The sequence below is a fragment of the Thalassospira sp. UBA1131 genome (assembly GCF_002311515.1).
Classification (GTDB): Bacteria; Pseudomonadota; Alphaproteobacteria; order Rhodospirillales; family Thalassospiraceae; genus Thalassospira.
On record NZ_DCAO01000055.1, the window covers coordinates 5,714 to 24,033 of the forward strand.

The window sequence follows — 18,320 nt, forward strand, 5'->3', positions numbered from 1 at the left end:
GGCATCGCGTTCAGATAATGGATCATCGGCATGATCATCATGTCGGGAATGGTGAAACGGTCACCACAAACCCAGCCATCGCCATAAGCAGCATCAAGGGCAGAAAGATCATGACGGATGCGGTCCGCCATCTCGTTCATACGGGTGGTAAATGCCGGGTCACGACGTTTGACATCATCGGCAAAAAACATCGGAATGACGAAATTACGGATGATGTCCGGATCAAGCCGGGTCATGGCGACACTGATCCACTGGTTCATGCGGGCCGCTTTTTCGGCATACACCGGGCGCAATAACGGCCCGGGGAAATTATCATCAATATAGCGGCAAATGGCGGCGGTTTCATACAGGATGAACGGCCCGTGGGTCAGGACTGGCACCTTGCCAAACGGGTTGCTGCGCAACAGTTCCGGTGTTGCCGGATGGCCGGGTGGCTGGACATTCCGGCTGCTGAACGCGAACGGTATTTCCTTTTCCAGACAGGCAATGCGAACCGTGCGTGTCAGGTTACTGCGCGGCATTCCGATAATTGTGACATCCGACATGGCAAGACCCTTTTGTTCGGTGAACTTGCAGACAGGATTACGTCCCCCATAATATGTTCAAGAACATATTATCAGAATGTGTCATGGTGGATCTGTCGCCCGATCCAAACATTCGATGACGTTCTGATTACCTGGTGGAGTTCGAAATGCCCTATGCTCCGACGCACAAACCCAAAACCCGCATTCGCATCGTTAATGCGGCAAGTGCGCTGTTTAAAAAGCACGGGTTTGAAAATGTCACGATTGATCAGGTCATGGCAGCGGCCGGGCTGACCCGTGGCGGGTTCTATGCCCACTTCAAGAACAAGGAAGCCCTGTTTGTTGCCTGCGTTGAAAACGGCATGTCGCTTCTGTCATCGCCCGTGCTGGCAAAATTGCGCAAGGCCGAGCTGTCCGGAAGCGACTGGGTGACATCCTTTGCCGAACTCTATCTGTCACGGGTGCATATTGATAACCCCGAACTTGGATGTGCGCTGCCAACCCTGTCGTCCGAAGTCTCACGCTCTGGCGATCAGGCGCGTGCAGCGTTTTCAAAGCTGATTGATCAGGCATCGGGCAAACTTGCCTGGAAACTGGCAAAGGAAGACGGTGTTCCGGGCATGGACAAGCCCGTCCCGGTTGATGGTGCGTCCGTGCTGCCGGATGTTCCTGATGGTTACCGCACCGAAGCCACATCCATGTTGGCGATGCTGGTCGGGGCAGTGGTGCTAAGCCGTGCAGTCGATGATGAGACGGCCGACGATATCCTCGCGGCAAGTCGGGAAAGTATCTCACGCTCCCGTCACCAACATCTGGCGACAGCAATTGCGAAATAGCTACCGGGGTCTCGTGACTATTTCATTGCAAGCGGTGTGATTTGCTTTTTGCGTTCAGCCATCATTTTCTGCTCGGCCAGCGCACCGGCCTCGTCTGTCAGGAAGGTGAAAATCGCAAATCGCCGACCCTTGGTAACCGGTAAGGCTTCATGCAAAAGCGAACATGAAAACACGACTGCACCACCGGGCGGCGGCGCATAAACTGCCCGGCCATATTCCGGGAAGCGCACCTGACCCCCTTCGTAATCAATCGGGTTCAGGTTCAGAGATACCGCAAATCTTCGATGGGCTGTGAAGGCGGTTCGATTGTCTCTGTGGCGGCCAAAATGACCCTGATCGGCTGAGTCATAGCACCCGATACGCAAGGCTTCCATACTGGCGGTCCTGAAATGGAAAGCCTTCATCAGTTCGGGCATCAAACGGGTAATCAGTCTGGTTTTGACCTGATTGAAAAGATCTTCATCAAGTAGGACCACGTCGTTGCGTTTCTTGATATTGGCCTTTGCTGTGCCGCTGCTGATATCCCCCTGGGAAACGCCATCGGCCTTCTTTTCGCCCGCTTCCCAGTATTTGATCAACGCTGCGCACAATTCTGGCTCAAGCACATCCTTCATCACCAGAACCGGCGCCTGATAGGATGCTGGCTCCGGGGCCGTTTGTGCCGCAATTGCATTGCAGGCTGCGATCAGATCATCAAGTTCCGATATCGAGCCGATTTTGCTCAGACGATGGTTTGGATCGATCAGGGCAACACTGCCATCTGCACAGGCAAATAGCATACGCACCCTGTTTTCCAAGTCATAAAGCTCGGCTGCCTTCGCGCTGGATTTGCCAGATTTCTTCGGGCTTTTCTTTCCGCCAATTACGATGAAATGCAGCACTTCGGCATCTGTGGTCGCATCGCGGAACTGATCAATTTTCTCCCACTCAGCTTTGCCGGGTTTTTCATCGAAGAACCACAAGGCCAGCGTGTTGCCCGCAATAAGCTGGTCGGCCAGGTCAACATTGCTGCCTGCGGTGTCGGGCAGGACGATCTTCGGGACAAAGTCTCCTGCTTCAAGACTTTTGATTTTTTGGGGCTGCTGCGCTGAACCGGTCATGATCGAAAATCCAGAAAGTCAGAAAAAGGAAACGTGTCGCCGTTGATTACGAAGAAACAAAGTACCCGGACAAAATTTCGCTGTAAATTCTCACAAGGTTTTCGATGTCATCGACCATCGCGTGTTCATCGACCTTGTGCATGCTTTGTCCGACCAGACCGAATTCGGCGACCTCGGTGTATTTCTGAATGAAGCGCGCATCGGATGTGCCGCCGGTCGTGCTCATTTCAGGCCGCTTGCCGGTAACCTTTTCCGAGGCATCCGCAATCAGGTTGGCGAGCTTGCCCGGATTGGACAGGAACGCCTCGCCGGAAATCTTGACCTTGAGATCGTGCGCACCGGCATGCTCGGCACAGACATCCTCGATCCATTTTTTAAGATCGCTACCTGTGTGCTGATCATTAAAGCGGATGTTAAACGCTGCACTGACCTTGGCCGGAACCACGTTGGTCGCGGTATTTCCGGCATCAACCGTGGTGATTTCAAGGTTGCTGGGCTGGAAATGATCGGTGCCCTGATCAAGCTCGCGGGAATTGAGCACATCCAAAGTCTTGATCATGCGCGGGACCGGGTTGTCGGCCAGATGTGGATAGGCGACATGACCCTGTGCGCCATAAACCGTCAGCCAGCCGGTGATGGAGCCACGGCGGCCGACTTTCATCATCTCGCCCAGATATTTCGGGTTGGTCGGTTCGCCGACCAGACAGGCGTCAAATTTCTCGCCCTGCTGATCGCACCATTCGACCAGCTTGACCGTGCCGTTAATCGCATCGGCTTCTTCGTCGCCGGTGATCAGGAGCGAGATGCTTTCATCGAAATCCGGATGGGCAGCAAGGAACGCGTCAACCGCACCAACAAAGCAGGCAATGCCGGTTTTCATGTCCACCGCACCACGGCCAAACAGACGGCCGTCTTTGACTTCGCCGCCGAACGGATCGACGGTCCAGGCGGCAACATCGCCAGCGGGCACCACATCGGTATGACCGGCAAAACAGAAATTGCGGCCCTTGGTCCCCAGACGGGCATAAAGGTTGTCGATCGCATCACTGTCATCACCGTCAAAGACCTTGCGCGTGCACTTAAATCCCCGTGCCTCCAGCGCCTTCTGCAACACATTAAGCGCGCCTTCATCGGCGGGAGTAACCGACGGGCAGCGGATCAGGGATTGTGCAAGTTCAAGGGCGGTCGACATTGGCACTCTCTTGGTCTTAGTTGTTTGTATTTTTATAGGAATTTGAACCTATTTTTGTGTTTCACGTGAAACAAAATAGGAACAAATATACATTAAGGGGCGAAACAGCCATCCGTTTCGCCCCTTATATCATGATCACATTGCGTGTCGCAGATCAGTCGCGCAGCAATTCGTTGATCGAGGTTTTCGAGCGGGTCTTTTCATCAACGCGTTTGATGATGACCGCGCAATAGAGGCTCGGCCCCGGGGTTCCATCCGGAAGCGGCTTGCCCGGAATGCTGCCCGGAACGACCACGGAATAGGCCGGAACGCGACCGACAAAGGTTTCGCCGGTGGTGCGGTCGATGATCTTGGTCGATGCGCCGATGAAGACACCCATCGAAATGACGGCTCCTTCTTCGACGATCACACCTTCGACGATTTCCGAACGTGCGCCGATAAAGGCGTTGTCTTCGATGATGACCGGGCCAGCCTGAAGCGGTTCCAGCACGCCACCGATACCCGCACCACCCGACAGGTGAACGTTCTTGCCGATCTGCGCACACGATCCAACCGTTGCCCAGGTGTCGACCATCACGCCGGTATCAACATAGGCGCCAAGGTTCACGAAGGACGGCATCAAAACGGTGCCCGGTGCGACATAGGCCGAACGGCGCACGATGCTGCCCGGAACAGCACGGAAACCGGCCTTTTTGAATTCGGCTTCACCCCAACCTTCGAACTTTGACGGAACCTTGTCCCACCAGTTGGTGTTTTCGCCCGGACCACCTGCGATGGTGGTCATGTCGTTGAGACGGAAGGACAGCAGAACCGCCTTTTTGGCCCACTGATTGACAACCCACTTGCTTTCGTTGCTGGCCTTTGATTTTTCAGCAACGCGCAGGTCGCCGGAATCCATGGCGGAAAGCGTCTGTTCAACAGCCTTGCGGATTTCACCCTGGGTAGAGGAGTTAATCTCGTCGCGGTTTTCCCATGCGACGTTGATCACGCCTTCAAGCTCGGTTCTGTTCATTTTTCGAAGGTCCTTGCGGTCAGCCAAAATTGCGTCGGCGGAGAATGGTCAATGCGCGCGCGCAAGTCAACTCCGCCAGTTTACGTAGAAACGCCTGTCTCAGGCAGATTTCCGTTCCTGATCCCGTATGGCCGTTAGACATAGCCGATCATACCGCCAAGCTCAATCCTGGAACGATGACAAATCAGCGCTACCGTGCCCGGTAGCGGGGAAGTGAAGCACCCTGATTGGGCGCAGCTTTAACGGGGGGTTACGATCCGTTGTTAAGCCCGCGCAAGAAGCCGACAAGATCATCCGTTTCATGATCAATGCGCGGATCATCGCGGCCGGCCTGCGCCCATTCAAGATCGGTATGCACCCAGACGGTGGTCATGCCCATATCCTTGGCCGGCAGAAGGTTTTTGGCCATGTCTTCGAAATAGACCGCACGGGTCGGGTCAATGCCATCGCGCGCCAGAAGCAGGTCATAGGGTTCCTGCTTGGGCTTGGGGATGTATTCGGCATCGACAATGTCAAAGATGGTTTCGAAATGATCAGCAATACCGAGGCGATCCATGACCCGTTCGGCATGGCCGCGCGAGGCATTGGTGAAAATCAGTTTGCGGCCCGGAAGATCATTCAGCGCGCTGGCAAGATCCGGTGCCGGGTCTACCACGGACAGATCGATGTCATGGACTTTGGCAAGGTAATCGGCCGGATCGATCTCATGTTCGGTCATCAACCCGCGCAAGGTGGTGCCATAGCGATGGAAATAGTCCTTTTGCACCCGGTGGGCTTCGGTTGCCTCAAGTTTCAGCGCGTCACGGACATATTGCCCGATCAGATCAGACACCTGTGAAAACAGATTGCAGGCCGCCGGATAAAGCGTGTTGTCGAGATCAAAGATCAGAACGCTGTCATCGTCGACACGGGGCAATTCGGATCTGCGTTTCGGGGCGGTGGTCATGATCTGGGGCCTTCCGGATATGCTTGTGGGACAGACGTGCCTGGCGCGCGTGTCAGACAGTCGACATTTGTATGCGATCCTTACGGTGTTGCAAACCATCAGGATCAATCAGAACCAAAAATGGTGTACCCGTGGTCATTTGTTCGCCGTTGAATTGCATGCTGCCCAGCGTGAACTGCACAGGGGTTTAAAACGGCCAAAAAGAGCAAACATATATTGGGTTCTTGTTTGGGATCCATGTCTGGGGCCTTGGACTGCGCGTGCCAAATGTGATGGAGGTTCGGCCCGGAAAACCGGGCGAGGACATTATTATCCGTCCGCATAGGAAATTCAGGTTTTGTAAAACCCTTGTTAAGTAGAAGCAGTGAAAATGACCGAAAGCCATTAAGGCGATCAGACTGGTTTCCGTGCTCGGGGGAAGGGAATCACTTGTTGATCCGGGCAGCGTGAGAGGGTGCATTGGATAAACTTATAAAGGCGCGAACAACCGAACTGCGCAAAGAGAGAAACCGTTTTGCGGCATTGGCCTTTGTCTGGGGGGATCTTCTTCTGGAACTGGACGGGGATCTGCGCATTGTTTTTGCCTCTGGCGCATCAGACGGGATTTTGGGGCATCGGCCACAAGACCTGTCGGGGAAGTCGTTCATCCAATTCCTGGCAAAACAGTATCGCCCGCTGGTGACAGAGATGTTGCGGGTCGCGCGCCGTCGCGGGCGCATGGACAATATTCAGGTCCGCTTTAATCAGCAGGCCGACATGTTAAGCCCGCCGGTTTCCATGAGCGGCTATTTCCTGCCTGACCTTGGCGATCATTTCTTTGTGGCACTCAGGGTTGCGATCAATGCCCTGTCGCCCGATGTTGCCGCCAGCCTTCAGCGCGACACTGCTACGGGACTTCTTGATGAGGAAAGCCTGTCAAAGGTCGTCACGGAACGGTTGATAGCGCGCCGGGAAACCGGGATCGAGCACAAATTTACCCTGATGACCCTCAATGCGTTTGATCCGCTATGCGCGCGGATGAAACAGATCGAACAGGCGGAAATGATGGCCAGCGTCGGAGCCTTTCTGCGCGCCCATTCGGTTGCGGGCGACACGGCCGGGCGACTGGGGACAGAACAATTTGGCATGTTACATCGCGCAGATGTCCCGATTGGCGATCTTGAAAAACGGATCGAGGAATGTGTGCGCGATGCCGATCCGACCGGGGTTGGCATCGAGGTCAGTTCATCCGTGACCGATTTTACCGCCGAGCTGATCCCACCGGGCGATCTGGCGCGCGGGGTTTTGTATTCCATCCGGCGGTTCTGTGACCGACAGGAGCACAGCTTTACGTTTTCGCGCCTGATGGGGCAGGCGGATAATCTGGTCAACAATACCTTTTCGGCGATGCAGGATTTTGGCACCCGGGTCGATCAGTTGAAGTTCGACACGGTGTATCAGCCGATCGTGCGCCTGCCGAATGCGGAAATCCATCATTTCGAAGTGCTGGTAAGGTTCTATGACGATGATGGCAAACTGATCCCGACACAGGAACTGGTCAGTTTTGCCGAGCAGGTCAATATGGTCCATCGTCTTGATCTGGCGATGTTGCGCCGAAACCTGAAATGGATCACCTCCCAGCTTGATCAGGGGATAACAGCCCGGGTTGCTGTGAATATTTCCGGCCATTCGCTTGGAAATCCGGATTTTTGCCGGTCTGTGATTGCGCTGTTTGAGCGCCATCGCGAGGCACTTGGCCAATTGATGCTTGAGATCACCGAAACCGCCGAAATCACAGATATCGATACGGCGGCAAAATGGATTGCCCGTTTCCGTGAATTCGGGGTCGAGATCTGCCTTGATGATTTCGGCACGGGTGCGTCGAACTTCCGGTATCTCAGCGCAATGGATATCGATTATGTAAAGATTGATGGCGAATCAATTCGGCAATCGACCAAGACGGCCAAGGGGCTGGCGTTCCTGCGATCGCTTGTCGATCTGTGCCACGACATCAATGTCGAGGTTGTCGCCGAGATGATCGAGACAGACAAGATGCGTGAACTTGTGACCAAGGCCGGTTTTGACTATGCGCAGGGCTATCTGTTCGGCAAGCCAGAAGCCGACATTACGCTGTATTGGCGTGATTCTGTTTACAAGCGGTGATGCTGGCAGGCGAGGACATTTCCAGGCGGAGAAATTGAGCCGCGCGATGCGGCGTTAACTGGCCCGATCAGTTTTTGCTGTCCCCGGCAGTCACGCCATATCGGGCGAGGATTTTTTCAAACAGGCCATTTTCCCGGATTGTGACAAGGCCGTTGTTTAACTCGGTCAAGAGGGCCTTTGGGTCCTTGGCTTTACGCGAGATGCAGGAATAGTAGGGATTGTTCGAAATCACCTTGAAGTAAATTTGACCGGCCCCGCTAAAATTGTGTTCCGAATTGTGCAACTCGTACTCCATCGGCGCCTTATAGGACAAGGCGGCATCAATACGACGTGACAGCAGCATATCAAGCAGGGTGGCTTCGCTATTAACCACGAGAACATCAAGTCCGGCATGGCGTGCAGTTACTTCGAGGCTATAGCCGTTGACGACGCCTACAATCATGTTCCTGGCATCGGCAATCTTTTCAATTGATGTCAGGGCGTTCTCGCCCATGGCATAGAACGCCACGCGGACATGTCCCAGCAGATAAGAATAAAACAGGTCCTCTTCGCGTTCAGGCAGGTAACTGCACGAACACAGGCCATCGACCTGTCCGGTACGGGCAAGAAAATAGGCCCGTCGCCAAGGGTAAAATGGCGTGATCAGAGTGATGTTGCGGGTTGCAAAGGCAGCGCGCAGAATTTCGATGTCATATCCGGGCAGGGCCGCGTCTGCGGCAATCTTTGAAGGCGGAAAAGGATTGCAGGCCAGTGTCACTGTTTGCTGGTTCCCGGCGGGTGGTATCAGCGTGTTCTGGGCAGATGCCGGTTTGCCAGTGCCAATAAGGGCCAATGCAACAAGGATCAGGCTGATGACCTGTGCGAACGCGCGCAAGTTTCGGCGCCCGTTGAGAACAAAGCACCGCAAAGGCACATGCAAGGAAATATCGGCCCGGTTTGTCACGAATTTGCTGCAATCATTCTAAAAAGAACAACGAGATCAACATGCTATCACGTTTCCGGTGATTGGCATGCGCTTTTCACACGATGAGTGAAGCAATTTAAGGTAGAAATACTGTTAAGATATGTTGCGCCAATAAAAAAGGCCGGTGTCAAACACCGGCCTTTTTGAATATCCATGCCCGATTTTATTCGGCGGCTTTGACTTCCGCGCTGTTGCGGATGGCAGCTTCGCGGACATCGTCAGTGACATGTTCTTCGAACTTCGCGAAGTTCTTTTCAAACAGGCCGGTCAGGTTGGTGGCAGCCTTGTCATAGGCAGCCTTGTCTTTCCAGCTTTCGCGCGGGTTCAGAACATCGGCCGGGATATCGCCGCATGCGGTCGGATAGGCCAGCCCGAAGAACGGATCGGTCGCAAATTCGGCATTTTCAAGATCGCCATTCAGCGCAGCATTGAGCAGGCCACGGGTATAGGCAATCTTCATGCGCGAACCAACGCCATAGCCGCCGCCGGACCAGCCGGTATTGACCAGCCAGCAATTGGCTTCGTGTTTTTCCATCATTTCGCCAAGCAGCTTGGCGTAAACTGACGGATGACGCGGCATGAACGGTGCGCCGAAGCAGGCCGAGAACGCAGCAGTCGGTTCCTTGACACCTTTTTCGGTGCCAGCAACTTTCGCGGTGTAACCCGACAGGAAGTGGTACATCGCCTGTGCCGAGGACAGTTTTGCGATCGGCGGCAGAACGCCAAAGGCATCACAGGTCAGCATGATGATGTTTTTCGGGTGACCACCACGACCGGTTTCCGACGCATTCGGAATGAATTCGATCGGATAGGAAGAACGGGTGTTTTCGGTGTGACGGGCATCGTCGAGATCAAGCTCGCGCGATTGCTTGTTCATCACAACGTTTTCAAGAACGGTGCCGAAACGCTCGGTCGTTGCAAAGATTTCCGGTTCTGCTTCGCGCGAAAGTTTGATCACCTTCGCATAGCAGCCGCCTTCGAAGTTAAAGACGCCGTCTTCGCCCCAGCCGTGCTCGTCATCCCCGATCAGGGTGCGCGATGCGTCAGCAGAAAGCGTGGTTTTACCGGTGCCCGACAGGCCAAAGAACACGGCGGTATCGCCATTCTTGCCCATATTGGCCGAGCAATGCATCGGCATGACGCCCTTGGCTGGCAGGATGTGGTTAAGAACCGAGAAGATCGATTTCTTCATTTCGCCGGCATACCAGGTGCCGCCGATGATGACCATTTTGCGTTCGAAGCTGACCATCACGAAGACTTCGGAGCGGGTGCCGTCGTCTTGCGGGTCTGCCTGAAGGCCCGGTGCATGCAGAATGGTGAATTCCGGCGCGAAGTCGCGCAGTTCTTCTTTCTGCGGCTGGATGAACATGTTGCGGGCAAAAAGGTTATGCCATGCGTTTTCGTTGATCACGCGCACCGGCAGGCGGAAACGCGGATCGGAACCGGCAAAGCAATCCTGAACGAACAGTTCGGTGCCCTGGAAATATGCGCGCACTTTCTGATAGAGGCGCTCAAATACTTCCGGGCTGACCGGGCGGTTTACATCGCCCCAATCGATATCTGCCTTGGTGCTTTCTTCTTCGACGATGAAGCGATCCAGCGGGGAACGGCCGGTATGTTCGCCGGTAAGGGCGACAAAGGCACCGCCTTTGGCGATTTTACCTTCGTTGCGACGGATCGCATGTTCATAAAGGCCGGCAGCGTCAAGGTTCCAGTGAACGGCGCCAAGGTTTTTGAGGCCATGGGTTTCAAGGCCTACACGGCTGACAACGGGTCCTGATTGCAGCACGAAACTCTCCTGGTGGGAATGAAAATCTGGGGGTTAATGTCCTATTTTACACTGCCAATTGTGGGTAATCGGAAGCGCTGAGACATATTGTTACAAAGGTGTCTTAAAAGCAACCGCTCCTTTTGCCTTATACCTAGGAAAACGTAAGAGTTTTTGCGTTTGCGAAAATTACATTTTCAGGGTCGCGGGTTTAATGTTCAGAATACAAATGGTCCGACTTATGCGCGCCATATTTTGCACATTTTGACCAAAATTTCGCGTGCTTCGTCCGGCGTTCGGACCGGGGCCGGGAAGTCGATTCTAAGCGGTGCGACATCGACCGAATTGGCGGTCAGAACCATGCCATCGCAATCAATCGATTGCATCTGCCAGCCAGCACTGGGGTCGGCGGTGGTAAAGTGACCAACAATGCCGGAAATGGCATCGGCATGATCGGCATTCATATGCGCAACGATCCCGTCATGGCCGTCGATCAGGGGGGTGATATCTGCGGGTATCAGCTTGTCACCCGAAAGGCGGCGTTGTTTGCCAAATCCGCCCACCCAATAGGCAGCCGTGATTACCACCCGATAGAACCCGAAATCGGCAAACCCGGCATATTGGGCGGCATCGGGATGGGTTTGCAGATAGCGTTTTTTCACCCGGTCAAGGTCAGTGGCGGCTGTTACCGGCATGGCACGCCCGAAGATGGTTAGTCGGGCGGTATCGGTTTCTATTATGGCCGTACCATCGCTTTTTTCCGCCAGATCGTGGTTTGTCACCAGAAGCGAAACGCGATTGTCGGCCTTGATATGACGGGTGTGATCGGCAAGTTCGGAAATCAGAAGGCAGGGCGTACCATCGATGTCGCAGGCCGGAACAACCATCGATGTCACCGGCCAGCCATCAGGGATCTGAGCGTGATCGTGCGCGGTTGTTGCCAGAACCGCCCGTCTGGCATGACGCAGCATCTGGCGCAGGGCGTGTGATGACGGTGCGGTATCTGATGACATGGGATGCCGGTGCCTTGTGATTGTTGCCTATCAACAGATAAAGCCAACTTGCCGACAGCGCAACCGCGTCCGGCAGAACGTGTAAATGCGCGTAAAAACATCAAATCGGATATCGCATAGGTTGAAAAAATTGCGTCCCGTACGCACGTTTACCATTGGGGCCGAGTTCAAGAATCGAACATCGTCGGAAAGAACCAGAAAATTGCCAATCATTGGGCTGTAATCGCGTTTGGGTGATCCCATATCGCATATCAGAGGATACTGTATCAAGAGATGGTAAGGGGTCGTTTCGGGGATATTGATTTTGCGCCCTTTGTGAGGGCATCACGCGGCTGTTCGTGCGTAAAAGCATCGGGAAATGGTTGTTTGCGGACCGATCCGGTTCTTGTCGCGGGCAGGTGCGCGAATGAACAAGGGAAACAACGTTGATTGAGCCCGTAATGCCGGAAACCTCGTCGTCAAGGATAGCTTCAAGCGCCTATGACGCGCGGCAAGGCGATACAAGTTGGCGTATTCTGGTCGTCGATGACGACAGGGATGTTCACGAGGCGACGGACTTCGCCCTTGGGCGGGTGAAAATCCTCGGGCGGTCCCTTGAACTGATCCACGTCTTTTCGGCCGAAGAGGCGCTGAAACTTCTGCGTGAAACACCTGATATCGCGGTCATTCTGTTGGATATCGTGATGGAGCGTCCCGATAGCGGATTGCGTCTGGTCGAGGAAATCCGTGCCGAAGGATACCGCGAACAGCGCATCATATTGCGTACTGGATATCCCGGCGATGCGCCGGAAAAGGAAGTCATCCGCGATTACGAAGTTGATGATTACTGGTCAAAGGACGAGTTGACCCGCACCCGTCTTGTCACATCGCTGACAACGGCGATCCGGGCGGTTGACTATGTGCGGGCTCTTAAGGGGACGCGCACCGGCCTTGAGCTGGTGATCGAGGGCACGCAATACCTTTATCAAAACAAGAGTATCGACATCTTTGCCGAAGGTGTTCTGACCCAGCTTGCCGCAATCCTGCGCGTCAGCCCGCAAGGCGGCATTTGTGCCCTGGGTAACTTGCCAGCCCGCGAAGATGATCTTGTGGTGTTGTCGGGTGTCGGGCGGTTTGCTTCGTGTGTCGGCAAAAACCTTTCGGAAGTTGAAGACATCGACCATCACCTGATTTCATCGGGGAACAAAGGCCGCACGGCACCGATCATTTCAGGCAACAAGATCCTGTTTAGCCATCGAAGTGATACGGGACGCCGGATGCTGATCTATTTGGTCCATGATCATGTCTTAAGCCCGGAAGGCACTGTGTTGGTTGAAGTTTTTGCCACCAATCTCGGGATCTGTTTTGACAATCTGGCATTGATGAACGAGTTGGCCGAATTGGCGTTTGTCGATCAGCGTGTCGGCCTTCCCAATCAGAACGCGTTTGATCGCGAACTGATGCATATGACGCGAAATGGCAGCGATGCAGCCATCGTCGCAATGATCGCCATCGAAGATGCCGCCCAGTTTTGCGTTGCATTTGGTGTCAATTATTTCGAGCGGATTATTACCGCGGTTTATGAACGCTTGCGCGCCGTGGCGGGGGACGGGGTATTTGTCGCGCGCGTCGGGGAATATACGCTTGGTCTTGTTGACAGTACCGGCACGTTTGAAGTTTCCGCCATTGAGGCAATCTTCGACGATCCGTTCGATGTTGTCGGAAGCCCGGTTGTCGTGCGGGCAACCATCGGTGTTGTGCGCGGTAATCCGCAAGGGCGCCGGTCAAGCGATATACAACGGGCCGCAAGGCTGACATTGCTGAAACAAAAGCAAAGAGGCCCGGGTGGCACGGCTGAGTTCGAGCCATCCATGGCCGATGAAGTGCAGGGCTCACTGCGGATGGTCGGCGCCTTGCGTGAGGCCGTGCGGGATCGGAGACTGACATTCGTTTTTCAACCGAAGATCTGTCTGAACACCGGCGCTGTCATTGGCAGCGAGGTCCTTTGTCGCTGGATGGAGGATGGAAAGCCGATCTCGCCGGGGCGTTTCATCCCGGTGGCCGAGCGGGCAGGATTAAGTGGTGCGATCACGTTCCAATGCCTTGATGCCGTTCGGAACCTGAACGAAATGCTCGGTCATGTGGGCCTGCCGCCCTTGAAGGTGGCGATCAATCTGGCGGCAAATGATATCGGCAATATGGATTTCGTCGATCAGTTGATTGAGGCATGCAACTCCCATCATCTTGGACCGGAAACGGTCGGTTTTGAGATTACCGAAACCCAGCGATTTACCAATGATGGCGAGGCGACAGCCTGTGTTCAGAAACTGGCGGCCCTTGGGTTTGAGATTTGGCTTGATGATTTTGGCACGGGGTATTCGTCGCTCAATCATCTGAATATCCTGCCGGTACGCGGCATCAAGATCGACAAGTCATTTATCAGTGGGCTTGCGATAGATGTAGGGGCCAATCAGGTTACCGAAACTGCGGCAAAAATTGCAGAAACCCTTGGAATTTCTGCGGTCGCCGAGGGGATCGAGACCATCGAACAACAAAGGATCTGCAAGGATCTTGGCATTCAGTTTGCTCAAGGTTTCCTGTATAGCCCGGGAATTGTGCCGGAAGAATTTGTCGACTGGCTGAAAAGCCGGGATTGTGACGGATGGTCGGATGATGACTGATCCGGATGTACAAACGCCGTCTTCGGGTGACCAGGCCCTGCCGCTGGTCGATGGACGCGAGGCGCAATGGTATCAGAGCGGTTATTTCTGGCAGGTCATGGGCGTTCTTGCGCTTGGCGGGATGTTCCTGTTTTTCGGGGTGATGGCGTTCTGGCACACAATTGAGTCCAGCCGCGAAGACGAACGGACGGTTCGGCGATTGCTTGTGGATGTTACCCATCGGGCGGCAGACATCCAGCAATGGTATGAAACCGCCATCCAGACCCTGAACCTGTCGATCCTGCATCCGGCAGTTGAGGAATTTCAGACCCGCCCGGATGAGACGATCAGATATTTCACGGAACTGGCAGGTGAGGTGCAACGTTTCAGCCAGCTTCGGATCATCCTGCCATCCGGTATGGAAGCCATCCGGGTCGATGCACGCGGCAACGAGGTGATTGTGGCCCCCGATGATGCGCTACAAGACAAGTCTGATCGTTATTATTTCGAAGCAGCCCGGTCTTTGCGCCTTGGGCAGGTTTATGTCAGCAGGCTTGACCTCAATGTCGAAAACGGCGAGATCGAAATGCCGCTGCGTCCGACAACCCGGCTGGTGGCACCGATCAGTGGCGTTGATCAAAGCATTGTCGGATATCTGATCGTCAATCTGGATATGCGGGTGCCATTGATCCCGTATGGCACTGCATCCGACGGTGTGACCCAAACCGAACTTATCAATCACGACGGATACTGGCTGGCCGGGGCGAGCGACGATCGCAACTGGGGCTTCATGCTTGGGCATAATGCGTCTGTGGCGCAGGCCAGTCCGGAACTTTGGCAGCGCATCAAATCAGTCGATCGACAGGCTGGTTTTGAATTTGACGGCCTGATTTACGAGGTGGAAACCCTTCCGGTTGAACGGATGATGAGCAGTTTTTCAAGCGGCAGCGTGCATTCGGAAACCGCAAGGTTCCATCTGGTCGGAAGTGCTCCCGCCTATCAGGCCTGGGCAGGGGATAAAACGGCAGAGGGGATCTTTGTTGGCCTCGTTACCATCATGATTTGGGGTCTGTCGGGGGGGATCGGGTATCTGTTGCTGCGACGACGACAAACAGCACAACTTCAGGCGCTTTTGACCAAGGATCTGCTTGTTCAGGGGCGCATGGCATCCCTTGGCCGGATTGTTGCCGGGGTGTCACATGAAATGCGCACCCCGCTTGGCAATGCGCTTACGGTCAGTACCACCATGGCCGATGATCTGCAGGACTTGCAGCAAGGCCTGATCAAGGCAGGCGACTTTGATGAAGACCGCATGGAGGCGGTCAACTCCCTTCTGGAAGGCAACAGAATTCTTCAGAAGAACATCATCCGGACCAAGGAACTTCTGAAACATTTCAATCAGACGGCGACAGACCAGACGGTTCATGTTCTTCGCAATTTTGATCTGACCAAGGTCGTTACCAATCTGGTCGGAACATTGCGCAAACAGTTTGAAAAGACCGGTATTGAACTGACGATGGCACTGCCGCAATCTGCGCATCTGAACAGTTACAGTGACGCGATTGATCAGGTGCTGCTGAGTTTGATCATGAATGCCCATCAGCACGCCTTTGTCGGACGGGAAACCGGCAAGATCAGCATCAGGCTGAGCAATCGGGATGATGAAAACTATCTTTTGGAAATTGCTGATAACGGCATTGGTATCGCACCGGAAAATCACGAAAAGATTTTCGAGCCATTCTGGTCAGTTGACGGGTCAACCGGGGGCAGCGGGCTTGGATTGGCGATCATTTTGAATGTGGTGCAAAACACCCTTGGTGGTCAGCTCAAGATTTCGTCCGTCCCCGGATCGGGTACCGTATTCCAGATGATCCTGCCAAAGGACGCCCCGTCCTACGAAGCAACACAGGAAAGCCCGTTTTCCGTTCATGGCGAAGCACAATTGGCATCCGTCCGTTCGGCCGGGTCAGTCTGAACAGCTTGCAGTGGTCGCGTTTTTGAGTTCGGCGCGGCGTTGGCGGGTCTTGGAAATAACGCGTTTTTTGGTGCCGTCACTCATGGTCATCCAGGAACCGATTTCATCACCGGTGCGATAACAACCCATGCAGTAACCCGATCTTGGGTCAAGCATGCAGGTGCCGTTGCACGGGGATTTGACGGGCATGATGATGGGCCTGTAAACGCGAAAACAAATATTTCAGACCCATAAAAAGCAGTTTCGCGCGCAGCAATCAAGGGGAGGATCTTGGGCTGCGCGCGAAACGAACGGGGAAATGGCCGGTTATGGCTTAAATCAAATCACTTAAAGGCGATTGAACCACTCGCGGACCTGACGGTCGGCCTCTTCGCGTTGAATGCCATAGGCTTCCTGAATCTTGCCGACCAGTTTGTCTTGCTGGCCATCAATGGTATCGACATCATCGTCGGTCAGGCGACCCCACTGTTTTTTGACGTCACCGGTAAGCTGTTTCCAACGTCCTTCGATTTGGTCCCAATTCATTATCGTCTCCTGTTTTGGTTGACGGTTTGCTCGACCAAGGGATGTTGTGCCCTTTGCTAGAATCAACGAAGCAGCAGCGGTGTTGTTCCAAATTGTTTTGCCAGATCAGTTAGGGCATTCGGTTAGGGCAACCGGTTACAGCAACGGGTGGCAGCATTGCCCGTGGTGTGCTTGCCATATCGCGCCCGGGGCGCTATAGCCCCCTACAGTTCTTTTTATGGAGTTGTTTTCGCACCGGCCCGAGACCGGCTATCTGGTGCGGCACGGAGGAAGATATGCGCGGCTATTTCGGGATTGGAATTGAAGGGGCAAGCAAGCCTTTGAATGTGGGCACCCTGTTTCGTTCTGCCCATGCCTTTGGCGCAAGTTTTGCGTTTACGGTGGATGCAGATTTCCGTGAGGAACGCTCCAACATCACCGACACATCGAAGTCGGGCGAACAGATGCCCTACTATCATTTCCCCGATCACGAAAACCTGTTCCTGCCGCAAGGCTGCCGCATGGTGGGGGTCGAACTGACACCCGATGCGATAGAACTGCCAAGCTTCAAGCATCCGTCGCAAGCCGCCTATATCCTGGGTCCGGAACGCGGCAACCTGTCTGATGAAATGCAGGAAAAATGCGATTTCATCATCAAGATCCCGATGAGTTTCTGTGTCAATGTGGCGATTGCCGCCAATATTGTGATGTATGACCGCGTGATCAATCTGGGCCGGTTTGCCCCGCGCCCGGTGCGTGCCGGTGCGCCGACCGAACCCAAGCCCGAAGCCCATTACGGCGGCTGGATTTCGCGCACGCGCGACAAACGCAAGGGTGACCCGGAAAAATTCCGCCAGGCCCCGCCGCCCGATTACTCGGTAATCGACGGTTCGCTTGATGATGACGATGCCTGATTACCGCAACCCAATGCCCCAAATATAAAGAAGCAACGGCCGCGAGGGAGGAGCACGGCCGTTGCTGTGTGTGATCTGCGGTTTGCGGTGCCTTGACAGGGGGGGCTTGGCACGCCACGCAGATCAGGGTGTTTGATGATGGTCAGGCGGCCTTGTGATCGGTCGCTGTATCTTCCTTGTTTGTCGTGTCGTCGTTCTCTTCGATTTCTTCGTCCGGGCGTTCGCCATGCGGGTTGTGCAGAAGGTTTGCAATCATGCGCATGCCGACTTCGCCCTGAAGGGTCAAAAGGCTTTCGGGGTGGAACTGCACGGCACTGATCGGCAGGCTTTTGTGGCGGATGCCCATGATCACCCCGTCGTCACTGCGCGCCGTGACCGTAAGGTCGGCTGGCATTTCAGCCGCCTTGGCAAACAGGGAATGGTAGCGTCCGACAACGATGTCTTCGGGCAGGCCATCAAACAGCGGATCGGTTGTATCGAGTTTCACCTTTGACGGTTTGCCATGCATCGGTGTGACAAGTTGGCCGAGTGATCCGCCAAAGAATTCGACAATCCCCTGAAGACCAAGGCAAACCCCGAATACCGGCAAGCCCGCGGCAAGGGCGCGTTCGATGCTGTCGCGCAGGTGATAGTCGTCCGGCCGCCCGGGGCCTGGTGACAGGAACACCAGATCAGGTTTGAAATCCTCAAACGCCTGATCGGGGAAGCCCGGACGGAGTGTGAGCGTCTCGGCACCCGTCGCACGGATGTAGCTGGCAAGGTTTTGCACAAAGCTGTCTTCGTGATCGATC

General features: G+C 54.6%; 16 protein-coding genes. 5 read left to right on the plus strand and 11 right to left on the minus strand.

Annotation, left to right across the window (positions count from 1 at the left end):
• Nucleotides 1-545: glutathione S-transferase family protein (locus B3Z49_RS08440; protein WP_296989900.1), on the minus strand; the 545-nt coding region annotated here is incomplete at its 3' end.
• Nucleotides 546-691: 146 nt separating this feature from the next.
• On the opposite strand from B3Z49_RS08440, the gene B3Z49_RS08445 reads away from it, so the two are divergent.
• Nucleotides 692-1,360, plus strand: coding sequence for a TetR/AcrR family transcriptional regulator (locus B3Z49_RS08445; RefSeq protein ID WP_296989904.1), 669 nt, complete (start codon nt 692-694; stop codon nt 1,358-1,360).
• A 17-nt stretch (nt 1,361-1,377) separates the two neighbouring features.
• Here B3Z49_RS08445 and B3Z49_RS08450 read toward each other — a convergent pair whose 3' ends face one another.
• The 4 genes from B3Z49_RS08450 to B3Z49_RS08465 all read right to left on the minus strand — a co-directional run bounded on the left by B3Z49_RS08450 (nt 1,378) and on the right by B3Z49_RS08465 (nt 5,610).
• Nucleotides 1,378-2,460: a 2OG-Fe(II) oxygenase family protein gene (locus B3Z49_RS08450; protein ID WP_296989907.1), complete on the minus strand. Its 1,083-nt coding sequence runs from the start codon at nt 2,458-2,460 to the stop codon at nt 1,378-1,380.
• 46 nt (nt 2,461-2,506) lie between these two features.
• A complete protein-coding gene (gene dapE / locus B3Z49_RS08455) occupies nt 2,507-3,652 on the minus strand; it encodes a succinyl-diaminopimelate desuccinylase (RefSeq protein ID WP_296989909.1) in 1,146 nt (381 codons plus the stop codon).
• Between the two features lie 154 nt (nt 3,653-3,806).
• Complete coding sequence (dapD, locus tag B3Z49_RS08460) at nt 3,807-4,664, minus strand: 2,3,4,5-tetrahydropyridine-2,6-dicarboxylate N-succinyltransferase (protein WP_008889092.1); 858 nt, start codon at nt 4,662-4,664, stop codon at nt 3,807-3,809.
• A gap of 250 nt (nt 4,665-4,914) precedes the next feature.
• Nucleotides 4,915-5,610: a pyrimidine 5'-nucleotidase gene (locus tag B3Z49_RS08465; protein WP_120223668.1), complete on the minus strand. Its 696-nt coding sequence runs from the start codon at nt 5,608-5,610 to the stop codon at nt 4,915-4,917.
• 459 nt (nt 5,611-6,069) lie between these two features.
• On the opposite strand from B3Z49_RS08465, the gene B3Z49_RS08470 reads away from it, so the two are divergent.
• Entirely contained in the window at nt 6,070-7,752 is a 1,683-nt protein-coding gene (locus B3Z49_RS08470; protein ID WP_296989913.1) for an EAL domain-containing protein, read from the plus strand.
• Between the two features lie 67 nt (nt 7,753-7,819).
• Here the strand turns inward: B3Z49_RS08470 and B3Z49_RS08475 are convergent, their stop codons facing one another.
• From B3Z49_RS08475 to B3Z49_RS08485, 3 genes are all read right to left on the minus strand, one after another.
• On the minus strand, nt 7,820-8,626 hold the full coding sequence (locus tag B3Z49_RS08475; protein WP_296989915.1) for a substrate-binding periplasmic protein: 807 nt from the start codon (nt 8,624-8,626) through the stop codon (nt 7,820-7,822).
• A 253-nt stretch (nt 8,627-8,879) separates the two neighbouring features.
• Nucleotides 8,880-10,505, minus strand: coding sequence for a phosphoenolpyruvate carboxykinase (locus B3Z49_RS08480; protein ID WP_008889096.1), 1,626 nt, complete (start codon nt 10,503-10,505; stop codon nt 8,880-8,882).
• Between the two features lie 218 nt (nt 10,506-10,723).
• Nucleotides 10,724-11,497 (minus strand): HugZ family protein, encoded by a 774-nt coding sequence (locus B3Z49_RS08485; RefSeq protein ID WP_296989918.1) that lies wholly within the window; start codon nt 11,495-11,497, stop codon nt 10,724-10,726.
• A 425-nt stretch (nt 11,498-11,922) separates the two neighbouring features.
• Here B3Z49_RS08485 and B3Z49_RS08490 point away from each other — a divergent pair, with 425 nt between their 5' ends.
• Both B3Z49_RS08490 and B3Z49_RS08495 read left to right on the plus strand, forming a co-directional pair.
• Nucleotides 11,923-14,157, plus strand: coding sequence for an EAL domain-containing protein (locus B3Z49_RS08490; protein ID WP_296989920.1), 2,235 nt, complete (start codon nt 11,923-11,925; stop codon nt 14,155-14,157).
• Nucleotides 14,147-16,111: a sensor histidine kinase gene (locus B3Z49_RS08495; protein WP_296989924.1), complete on the plus strand. Its 1,965-nt coding sequence runs from the start codon at nt 14,147-14,149 to the stop codon at nt 16,109-16,111. Before B3Z49_RS08490 ends, B3Z49_RS08495 begins: the two co-directional genes overlap by 11 nt.
• Here B3Z49_RS08495 and B3Z49_RS08500 read toward each other — a convergent pair.
• Nucleotides 16,103-16,300 (minus strand): DUF1289 domain-containing protein, encoded by a 198-nt coding sequence (locus B3Z49_RS08500; RefSeq protein ID WP_063085708.1) that lies wholly within the window; start codon nt 16,298-16,300, stop codon nt 16,103-16,105. The two genes, B3Z49_RS08495 and B3Z49_RS08500, sit on opposite strands and share 9 nt — an antisense overlap.
• A gap of 138 nt (nt 16,301-16,438) precedes the next feature.
• A complete protein-coding gene (locus B3Z49_RS08505) occupies nt 16,439-16,636 on the minus strand; it encodes a CsbD family protein (RefSeq protein WP_063085705.1) in 198 nt (65 codons plus the stop codon).
• 275 nt (nt 16,637-16,911) lie between these two features.
• Between B3Z49_RS08505 and B3Z49_RS08510 the strand changes: the two genes are divergently transcribed.
• Nucleotides 16,912-17,529, plus strand: a complete 618-nt coding sequence (locus B3Z49_RS08510) for an RNA methyltransferase (protein WP_197146504.1) — start codon at nt 16,912-16,914, stop codon at nt 17,527-17,529.
• Between the two features lie 142 nt (nt 17,530-17,671).
• Here B3Z49_RS08510 and B3Z49_RS08515 read toward each other — a convergent pair.
• Nucleotides 17,672-18,320: glutamine amidotransferase-related protein (locus tag B3Z49_RS08515; RefSeq protein ID WP_296989935.1), on the minus strand; the 649-nt coding region annotated here is incomplete at its 5' end.

Excerpts from the sequence above, each read along its gene's own strand:
- B3Z49_RS08510 (WP_197146504.1), top strand. The coding sequence starts at position 16,912 with ATGCGCGGCTATTTCGGGATTGGAATTGAAGGGGCAAGCAAGCCTTTG.
- B3Z49_RS08445 (WP_296989904.1), top strand. The coding sequence starts at position 692 with ATGCCCTATGCTCCGACGCACAAACCCAAAACCCGCATTCGCATCGTT.
- B3Z49_RS08450 (WP_296989907.1), bottom strand. The coding sequence starts at position 2,460 with ATGACCGGTTCAGCGCAGCAGCCCCAAAAAATCAAAAGTCTTGAAGCA.
- B3Z49_RS08500 (WP_063085708.1), bottom strand. The coding sequence starts at position 16,300 with ATGCCCGTCAAATCCCCGTGCAACGGCACCTGCATGCTTGACCCAAGA.
- B3Z49_RS08505 (WP_063085705.1), bottom strand. The coding sequence starts at position 16,636 with ATGAATTGGGACCAAATCGAAGGACGTTGGAAACAGCTTACCGGTGAC.
- B3Z49_RS08495 (WP_296989924.1), top strand. The coding sequence starts at position 14,147 with ATGATGACTGATCCGGATGTACAAACGCCGTCTTCGGGTGACCAGGCC.
- dapE (WP_296989909.1), bottom strand. The coding sequence starts at position 3,652 with ATGTCGACCGCCCTTGAACTTGCACAATCCCTGATCCGCTGCCCGTCG.
- B3Z49_RS08485 (WP_296989918.1), bottom strand. The coding sequence starts at position 11,497 with ATGTCATCAGATACCGCACCGTCATCACACGCCCTGCGCCAGATGCTG.
- dapD (WP_008889092.1), bottom strand. The coding sequence starts at position 4,664 with ATGAACAGAACCGAGCTTGAAGGCGTGATCAACGTCGCATGGGAAAAC.
- B3Z49_RS08465 (WP_120223668.1), bottom strand. The coding sequence starts at position 5,610 with ATGACCACCGCCCCGAAACGCAGATCCGAATTGCCCCGTGTCGACGAT.